Origin of the sequence: Rathayibacter sp. AY1E2 (assembly GCF_002932325.1) — a bacterium.
Classification (GTDB): Bacteria; Actinomycetota; Actinomycetes; order Actinomycetales; family Microbacteriaceae; genus Rathayibacter.
Window position 1 is genome coordinate 1 of sequence record NZ_PSVO01000042.1, and the last position, 8096, is coordinate 8096.

Here is an 8096-nt window from a genome sequence, read left to right on the forward strand (position 1 = left end):
GCGCGCTCCCGACCCCGGCCCGCCCGCGTGTGCCCGAAGACGCCGGACCTCCCCGTCGGCGAGCCCTTCGCGAGCCGGTGCGCGCCTCCTCCCGCCTCCGCCGTCGAGGCCCGGCTCCGGGCGCTCCTCGCCGAGCGGCTCGTCTTCGACCCGGCGCACACGGCGGTGCGTCTCGCGCGGCCGTTCTTCGAGCACTGCGAGGCGTGGCCCGACCTGGTGCTCGGCGAGCTGCGCGTCGCGATCGAGTACGACTCCACCGGCCGTCACGGACTCGAGCACGTCGGGCACCGCGAGGAGGCCGACCGGCGGAAGGACCGCGCGCTCCGCTCCGCCGGGTGGGAGGTGGTGCGCATCCGCACGGGGAAGCTGCTGCCGCTCGGCCCCCACGACCTGGTCGCCACGGGAGTCACGGCCGCGCTGGCGGACCGTCTGGTCGACCGGCTCCGCGATGTCCGTGGTCCGCTGCTCGTCGACGCCTGGGGGCGCTGAGCGCGTCGTGCGGCGGCTGCGGGACGGTCCTCCGGGACCCGTCCCCGTCGCTCCCTCCCCGTCGCTCCGTCCCGGTGTCCGGCTCGGCGGAGCGGGACCCGTGGATGCAGTGCCGGCGAGTGGGAACCGGCGAGTGGGAATCGGCGAGTCGGAGCGGTCGAGTCGTCGCCGCCGGCTCGCAGCCGACGCGTCAGAGCCGCAGGGCCAGCGCCTCGCTGCGCCAGCGGCGGTGCAGCGCCCAGGGGTCGGGCTCCCCGGCGCGCACGGTCTCGATGTGGGCGTCGAGCACGGGGCTGCGCGCGAACCACTCGGTGCGCTCCAGGCGCTCGTCGGCGAACTGGGCGTGCCGGTGCTGCTCGAGTGCTCGCCCGCCGCGCTCGAACGCGAGGAGCTCCTCGTGCCGGAGCCGGTGGAGGCGCTGCCGGGGATTGCCGCTGGTGCCGATCTTGATCCGCTCGCCGAAGCGGATGTAGTAGACGACGTCGACCCGGGGCGGCGGGAGCTCGCCGTCGGGAGCATCGCCGAGCCGCCACTCGCAGGCGGCGCAGAGCCAGGCGGAGGGGAGCCGGACGCCCAGGCGGGACCCGCACGCGGCGCACGGCGAGGGCAGGGCGTCGATCACGCCGTCCTCGCGGGCGACCCAGTCGTGCGCGAGCCCGAGGTGCGCGGCGCACAGCGCGAGCGGCGCACCCGTCTCCGCCGAGGAGGCGCACCCTCCGATCGCGCACGCTCCCATGCCGCCGACGCTAGGTGCGACCCCCGACATCGCGCCGCCGTCGACCGCGCCGCCGCGAGCACGCAGGAGTCGGAGTGCTCGCTCTCGAGGACGGCGGCATCCGCGCGCTCGCGGCCCGCGGATCAGCTCAGGCGGTCGACCAGCGACGAGGCGAGGCCCGTGTAGCCGCCCGGCGTCAGCGCCAGCAGGCGCTCCTTCGCCGCGTCGCCGATGTCGAGACCCTGCACGAAGACGGCGAGGTCGTCGGCACCGAGGCGCTTGCCGCGGGTCAGGTCCTTCAGCAGCGCGTACGGGTCGGTGATCGAGGAGCGGCCGGCCGCCACCTCCGCGCGGATCACCGTCTGGATCGCCTCGGCCAGCACCTCCCAGTTGCCGTCGAGGTCGGCGGCGAGGGCGGTCGGGTCGAGGTCGATCTCGAGCAGGCCGCGGGCGATGTTGTCGAGGGCGAGGAGGGAGTGGCCGAACGCGACGCCGATGTTGCGCTGCGTGGTCGAGTCGGTGAGGTCGCGCTGGAGGCGCGAGGTGACCAGGGTCTGCGCGAGCGAGTCGAGCAGGGCGCTGGAGAGCTCGAGGTTCGCCTCGGCGTTCTCGAAGCGGATCGGGTTGATCTTGTGCGGCATCGTGGACGAGCCGGTCGCCCCGGCCTGGGGGATCTGCCGGAAGTAGCCGAGCGAGATGTAGGTCCAGACGTCGGTGCAGATGTTGTGCAGGATGCGGTTCGCGTGCGCGGCCCTGCCGTAGAGCTCGGCCTGCCAGTCGTGCGACTCGATCTGGGTGGTCAGCGGATTGAAGACGAGGCCGAGGGAGGTGACGAACTCCTCCGCGAGGGCGGGCCAGTCGGTGCCGGGGTCGGCGGCGAGGTGCGCGGCGAACGTGCCCGTCGCTCCGCTGAACTTGCCCAGGTACTCCGTCGCCTCGATCTGCGCGACGACCCGCTCGAGCCGGTACGCGTAGACGGCGAACTCCTTGCCCATCGTGGTCGGGGTCGCGGGCTGGCCGTGGGTGCGGCTGAGCATCGACTCGTCGCGGTAGCGGACGGCCAGCTCCCGGAGCGACGCGACGACCGAGCGCAGCTTCGGCAGCCAGATCTCGCCGACGGCCTGACGGACCACGATCGCGTAGGAGAGGTTGTTGATGTCCTCGCTGGTGGCGGCGAAGTGGGTGAGCTCGGCGATGCGCTGCAGTCCGAGCTCCTCGAGCCACTGGCGGACGAGGTACTCCACGGCCTTCACGTCGTGGCGGGTGCGGGCCTCGAGGGCGGCCAGCTCGTCGATCTCGGGCTGGCCGAAGTCGCGGGCGCGGCGGCGCAGCTCCTCGGCGGTCGCCGCGTCGACGGGCTCGGAGCCGAAGAGGCGGCGGTCGGTCAGCGCCAGCAGCCACTCGACCTCGACGTGCACCCGCGCGCGGTTCAGCCCCGCCTCCGAGAGGTACTCGCCGAGCGACGAGACGGCACCGCTGTAGCGGCCGTCGAGAGGGCTCAGCGGCTGGGTGGGGAGCGAGGTCATGCGGTGGTGCCTTCCGGTTCTCAGGTGTCCTGCGCGAGGGCGGCGCGCGCGTCGGTGGAGTCGGGGCGGACAGAGCGGTTGCCGCGCAGTCCTGGTTCGATCTGGGCGAAGAGGGCCCGGCAGGCGCGCTCGATCAGCGCGAGCACCGAGTCGAACGCCGCCGCATCGGAATAGTAGGGGTCGGGGACGTCGCCCTGCGGGGAGAGGCCTGGCTCGAAGTCGAGCAGGCGGCGGATCTTCTGCCGGTCGACCTCGGTGCGCGCCCAGGAGCGCAGCGCGCGCTCGTGCCCGTGGTCGAGCGCGACGACCAGGTCGAACTCGGCGAAGCGGGACGGGTCGAAGAGCTGCGCGCGGTGGCGGCCCCCGTCGAAGCCGTGCCGCTCCAGCGCCGCGAGGGCGCGGCTGTCGGCGTGCTCGCCGAGGTGCCACTCGCCGGTGCCGGCCGAGCTGATCTCGATCGCGGAGCCGAGCCCCGCCTGCTCCGCCAGGGAGCGCAGCACCACCTCGGCCATCGGCGACCGGCAGATGTTGCCGGTGCAGACGAAGCACACGGCGAAGGCCGAGGGCGCAGGGGAGTCGGGGGTCACCCGCCCATCATGGCGCACCGCGGCTCCTCCACAGCAGGCCGATCGCGGCCGTCGTCCACCGATGGCGCGCGACGCCTCCCGGGCGGCGGCGGCGTGGCCGATGCTGACTGCCGAGGCCGCGGTGTCAGTCCTGACGGCGGCGGAGGAAGGGGCGCAGGAGGAGGCCGATGAACCAGTTCACCAGGGCGAGCACGAGGGCGCCGAGCACGCCCCACCAGAAGCCGTCCACGACGAGGCCGAAGCCGAAGAGGCCGCTGATCCAGGCGGTCACGAGCAGCAGGAGGCCGTTGACGAGGAACGAGACCAGGCCGAGCGTCAGCACATACAGGGGGAACGCGACCACCCGCACCACTCCGCCGACGACGGCATTGACGACGCCGAAGATCACCGCCACCAGCAGGTACGTGAGGACCGCCGCGGCGGGGCCCTCCTCGTACGGGTCCACGCGCACGCCCGCCACGACCAGGGTCGTGAGCCAGATCGCGACGGCGTTGGTCAGGAGGCCGAGGAGGAGTCTGCTCATGCCTCCACTATCCCCGCAGGCGGGGCGCGCCGCGAGCCGGGGCTCAGGTGAGGGGCCCGCCGATGGTCGGCTCGGGCGCAGGAGTGCAGAGGCGGGGGTCGTCGGCGCAGGTCCGCGGAGGGAGCACCGCGGTGGGCTCGGGCTGCGGCAGGGGCTCCGCCGTCGGCTGCGGGGCCTCGGTCGGCTCGGGGGCGGGCGCGGGAGCCGGCTCCGGAGCCGGGGGATCGGGCGTCGGCTCCTGGGTCGGCTCGGGCGCACTGGTCGGCCGGGGAGCTGCGGGAGGCGCGGGGCGCGGAGGAGGAGCGAATCCGCTGCCCGGCTCCGGGACGAGCGGCTCGCGCGCCTCGATCACGGCGACGGCCAGCGGAGCGACCGCGGCTCCCGAGGCGAGAGCGCTCCGGAGCTGCTCGACCGCGTCGGTCAGCACCGCCCGCCGGGACGTCGATCCGCGACCGGAGGCGAGGGTCGACGTGGCGAGGCCGAGCACGCGCTCGGCCAGCGCCGTCCGCTGCTCCCCGGCCGCGGTCGTCGCGGTGGTGATGGCGTCGGCCGAGACTCCCTCGAGCGCTGCGTTCAGGGATCCGATCGCCACCAGCAGATCGGTGCGGGCCGCGCCCGCGACGGTGCCGTCGGTCGCGGTGAGGAGCGCGAGCGAGTCGTCCCGCAGCGCGAGGCCGGCCTCGCGCGCGGCGGTGTAGGCCGGAGGCGCGGCGACGTCGATGGACGTCTCGCGGAGAGTCGGGGTCGCCTGCGTGCCCTCCGCGGAGGGCGTGCATCCGGTGAGCGCGCCGGCGGCGACGAGCAGGGCGATCGCGGCCGTGGCGCCCCGGAGAAGCGGGCGCGCACCCCCGCGCCGCTCGGCTCGCCCTCGACTCCGCATCACTGCACCCTAATCGGGGGACGGCCGCCGTGGGCGCCGGTCAGTGGGGCGGTTCGCGCATCCGAGACCCGGGTCGGCCGCACCTCCGGGCCGCACCGGCGGCGCTCGACCGGTGGGAAGGGGGGCCGGCGCACACCCGTCGAGGGCGGGGGACGGCGCGCGCGGAACGGCGGGGCGCCCGCCGCCGCGCCGCCTAGCATGGGGCGGGTGACCGACCAGCAGGAGCCTCCCGTCCGCCTCCGCCCCGAGATCCTGGCGCTCCCCGCCTACAAGCAGGGCCGCGCGGCCGCCGCCGACGCCTTCAAGCTCTCCTCCAACGAGAACCCGTTCGACCCGCTGCCCTCCGTGCTCGCGCGGGTCCGCGAGGTGGACGACTTCAACCGGTACCCGGACGCGGCGGCGACCGCCCTGCGCACAGCGCTCGCCGCGGAGTACGGCGTCCCGATCGAGGAGGTGATCGTCGGAGCCGGCTCCGTCGCGGTCATCGCCCAGCTCATCACCGCGGCGGCGGGCCCGGGCGACGAGGTCGTCTACGCCTGGCGCTCGTTCGAGGCGTACCCCTCGCTCGTCACGACGGCGGGCGCCACCAGCGTGCGCGTGCCGCTCCGCGCCGACGACACTCACGACCTCGACGCCATGGCGCAGGCCGTCACCGAGCGCACCCGCCTGCTGATCGTCTGCAGCCCCAACAACCCCACCGGCACCGTCGCCACCGCCGACGACGTCGAGTCGCTCCTCGAGCGCGTCCCGGGCGACGTCCTCGTGCTCCTCGACGAGGCCTACGCCGAGTTCGTCGACGACGAGCGGGCCGTGGACGGCACCCGCCTTCTCGGCCGCTACCCGAACCTCGTGATCGCCCGCACCTTCTCCAAGGCGTACGGCCTGGCCGGCCTCCGCGTCGGCTACGCGATCGGCCACGCGCGGATCCTCGACGCGGCCCGCTCCACCGCCATCCCGCTCTCGGTCACCCGGTTCGCCGAGACCGCGGCGGTCGCCTCCCTCGAGCACCGCGAGGAGCTCCTCGAGCGCGTCCACCGCATCACCCGCCTCCGCGACGACCTCTGGCGGGCGCTGCTCGACCAGGGCTGGACGATCCCGGAGTCGCAGGCGAACTTCCTCTGGTTCGACACCCGCGAGGACACGGCGCGTGCCGCCGAGGTCTTCGAGCGCGCCGGGGTCGTGGTCCGCGCGTTCCCGCCGGAGGGGATCCGCGTCTCCGTCGGCGAGGCGCGCTCTGTCGACAAGCTCCTCAGCGCGGCGGCCGAGATTGTGGCTTCCCTCCCCGAGGGCCACCCCGCGAGACGGATAGGTTAGTCGGGTGGTAGCCACCAGCACGGAGTCGCCGACTGTCCAGTTCCTCTCCGCGGACGGGCGGTTCTCGCCGACCCCCGCGGCCGAGCAGTACGCCTCCTACCTCGACGGGGTGGACGAGGCGCAGCACCGCTCCTTCTACCGCGAGATGGCGGTGGTCCGCCGCTTCGACACCGAGGCCGCGAACCTGCAGCGCCAGGGCCAGCTCGGACTGTGGGTCCCGAGCCACGGGCAGGAGGCGGCGCAGGTCGGCTCCGCGTTCGCGATGCGCCCGCAGGACCACGTGTTCCCCTCCTACCGCGAGCACGTCGTCGGCAAGATCCGCGGCATCGACCTGCTCGGCGTCCTCGCGCTCCTGCGCGGCACGACGCACGGCGGCTGGGACCCGACCGACCCGACGAACGGGAACTTCCACCTCTACACGCTGGTGCTCGGCTCGCAGGCCCTGCACGCGACCGGCTACGCGATGGGCCTCACCCTCGACGGAGCGACCGGCACGGGCGACCCCGAGAAGGACGCGGCCGTCGTCGTCTACTTCGGCGACGGCGCCTCCAGCCAGGGCGACGTCAGCGAGGCGATGGTCTTCGCCGCGAGCTACCAGGCTCCCGAGGTCTTCTTCCTCCAGAACAACCACTACGCGATCTCGGTCCCCGTGGCCACGCAGTCGCGCAGCCCCCTCTACCTCCGCTCCTCCGGCTTCGGCATCCCCGGCGTGCAGATCGACGGCAACGACGTGCTCGCGAGCTACGCGGTCACCGCCAAGCACCTGCAGGACGCGCGCTCCGGCGGCGGTCCCCAGTTCATCGAGGCGCTGACGTACCGGATCGGCGCGCACACCTCGAGCGACGACCCGACGAAGTACCGCACCGACGACGAGCTCGCCTCGTGGGTCGCGAAGGACCCGATCACCCGCTTCGCCGCGTTCCTGCGGAGCGAGGGCGTGGAGCAGTCCTTCTTCGACGAGGTCGACGAGGAGGCGAAGGACTTCGCGTCCGACATCCGCCGCCGCCTCCTCGCCCTCGAGGTCCCGCCCACGGGCGTCATGTTCGACCACGTCTACTCGGAGCCGCACGTGCTCGTCGAGGAGCAGAAGGCGTGGCTGCAGCGCTACGAAGAATCGTTCGGAGGCGAGTGATGACGATCGACACCAGCACGACGGCCGCGCAGCCGACCCTCACCGGGTCGCAGCTCGAGTCCATGTCCATGGCCAAGGCGCTCAACGCCGGCCTCCGCCGCGCGATGACGCAGGACGACCGAGTCCTCCTGATGGGCGAGGACATCGGACCCCTGGGCGGCGTCTTCCGCATCACCGAGGGCCTGCACGCCGAGTTCGGGGCGAAGCGCGTGCTCGACACGCCGCTCGCCGAGTCCGGCATCGTCGGCACCGCGATCGGGCTCGCGATGCGCGGCTTCCGCCCGGTCTGCGAGATCCAGTTCGACGGGTTCATCTACCCGGCGTTCGACCAGATCACCTCGCAGCTGGCCAAGATGACCAACCGCCACGAGGGCGCGATCACCATGCCCGTCGTCATCCGCGTGCCCTACGGCGGGCACATCGGAGCGGTCGAGCACCACCAGGAGAGCAACGAGGCGTACTTCGCGCACACCGCGGGCCTGCGCGCGGTCAGCCCGTCGACTCCGAACGACGCCTACTGGATGATCCAGGAGGCCATCGCCTCGGACGACCCCGTCATGTTCTTCGAGCCCAAGAGCCGCTACTGGCCCAAGGGCGACGTCGACCTCAGCGGATCCGCCGCGCCGCTGCACGCCAGCCGCGTCGTCCGCCCGGGCACCGAGGTCACGCTGGTCGGCTGGGGCCCGATGGTCGCCGTCCTCCTCCAGGCCGCCGAGCTCGCCGGCGAGGAGGGCACGAGCGTCGAGGTCGTCGACCTGCGCTCACTCTCCCCGATCGACTGGGAGCCGCTGCTCGCGTCGGTCCGCAGGACCGGTCGGCTCGTCGTCGCGCAGGAGGCGTCCGCGAACGTGAGCCTCGGCTCCGAGATCGCGGCGACCGTCACCGAGCGCGCCTTCTTCTCGCTGGAGGCGCCGGTCCTCCGGGTCGCCG

The 8096-nt window shown here is 73.7% G+C and carries 8 protein-coding genes and 1 pseudogene; 4 read left to right on the top strand and 5 right to left on the bottom strand.

The window, feature by feature from the left end:
- Positions 1–489 (top strand): annotated as a pseudogene (locus tag C5C49_RS16445) (endonuclease domain-containing protein); the annotation flags it as partial.
- Between the two features lie 190 nt (positions 490–679).
- Here C5C49_RS16445 and C5C49_RS16450 read toward each other — a convergent pair.
- The 5 genes from C5C49_RS16450 to C5C49_RS16470 form a co-directional block, all read right to left on the bottom strand.
- Positions 680–1225 carry a GIY-YIG nuclease family protein gene (locus C5C49_RS16450; protein WP_104346607.1) on the bottom strand — a complete coding sequence of 182 codons (546 nt, stop codon included), beginning with the start codon at positions 1223–1225 and terminating at the stop codon, positions 680–682.
- A gap of 122 nt (positions 1226–1347) precedes the next feature.
- On the bottom strand, positions 1348–2730 hold the full coding sequence (gene purB, locus C5C49_RS16455; RefSeq protein WP_104237969.1) for an adenylosuccinate lyase: 1383 nt from the start codon (positions 2728–2730) through the stop codon (positions 1348–1350).
- A gap of 20 nt (positions 2731–2750) precedes the next feature.
- Positions 2751–3317, bottom strand: a complete 567-nt coding sequence (locus C5C49_RS16460) for a low molecular weight protein-tyrosine-phosphatase (RefSeq protein ID WP_181027248.1) — start codon at positions 3315–3317, stop codon at positions 2751–2753.
- A gap of 124 nt (positions 3318–3441) precedes the next feature.
- Positions 3442–3840 (bottom strand): phage holin family protein, encoded by a 399-nt coding sequence (locus tag C5C49_RS16465; protein ID WP_104237970.1) that lies wholly within the window; start codon positions 3838–3840, stop codon positions 3442–3444.
- Between the two features lie 43 nt (positions 3841–3883).
- Complete coding sequence (locus C5C49_RS16470; protein WP_104346608.1) at positions 3884–4720, bottom strand: hypothetical protein; 837 nt, start codon at positions 4718–4720, stop codon at positions 3884–3886.
- A gap of 198 nt (positions 4721–4918) precedes the next feature.
- On the opposite strand from C5C49_RS16470, the gene hisC reads away from it, so the two are divergent.
- From hisC to C5C49_RS16485, 3 genes are all read left to right on the top strand, one after another.
- Complete coding sequence (gene hisC / locus C5C49_RS16475) at positions 4919–6034, top strand: histidinol-phosphate transaminase (RefSeq protein ID WP_104296287.1); 1116 nt, start codon at positions 4919–4921, stop codon at positions 6032–6034.
- Between the two features lie 4 nt (positions 6035–6038).
- Positions 6039–7166 carry a thiamine pyrophosphate-dependent dehydrogenase E1 component subunit alpha gene (locus tag C5C49_RS16480; RefSeq protein ID WP_104226633.1) on the top strand — a complete coding sequence of 376 codons (1128 nt, stop codon included), beginning with the start codon at positions 6039–6041 and terminating at the stop codon, positions 7164–7166.
- 62 nt (positions 7167–7228) lie between these two features.
- A partial coding sequence (locus tag C5C49_RS16485; protein ID WP_181135798.1) for a transketolase C-terminal domain-containing protein occupies positions 7229–8096 on the top strand: 868 nt, incomplete at its 3' end.

Coding starts and splice junctions, on each gene's coding strand:
- C5C49_RS16450 (WP_104346607.1), bottom strand. CDS start 1,225: ATGGGAGCGTGCGCGATCGGAGGGTGCGCCTCCTCGGCGGAGACGGGT.
- purB (WP_104237969.1), bottom strand. CDS start 2,730: ATGACCTCGCTCCCCACCCAGCCGCTGAGCCCTCTCGACGGCCGCTAC.
- C5C49_RS16465 (WP_104237970.1), bottom strand. CDS start 3,840: ATGAGCAGACTCCTCCTCGGCCTCCTGACCAACGCCGTCGCGATCTGG.
- C5C49_RS16470 (WP_104346608.1), bottom strand. CDS start 4,720: ATGCGGAGTCGAGGGCGAGCCGAGCGGCGCGGGGGTGCGCGCCCGCTT.
- hisC (WP_104296287.1), top strand. CDS start 4,919: ATGGGGCGGGTGACCGACCAGCAGGAGCCTCCCGTCCGCCTCCGCCCC.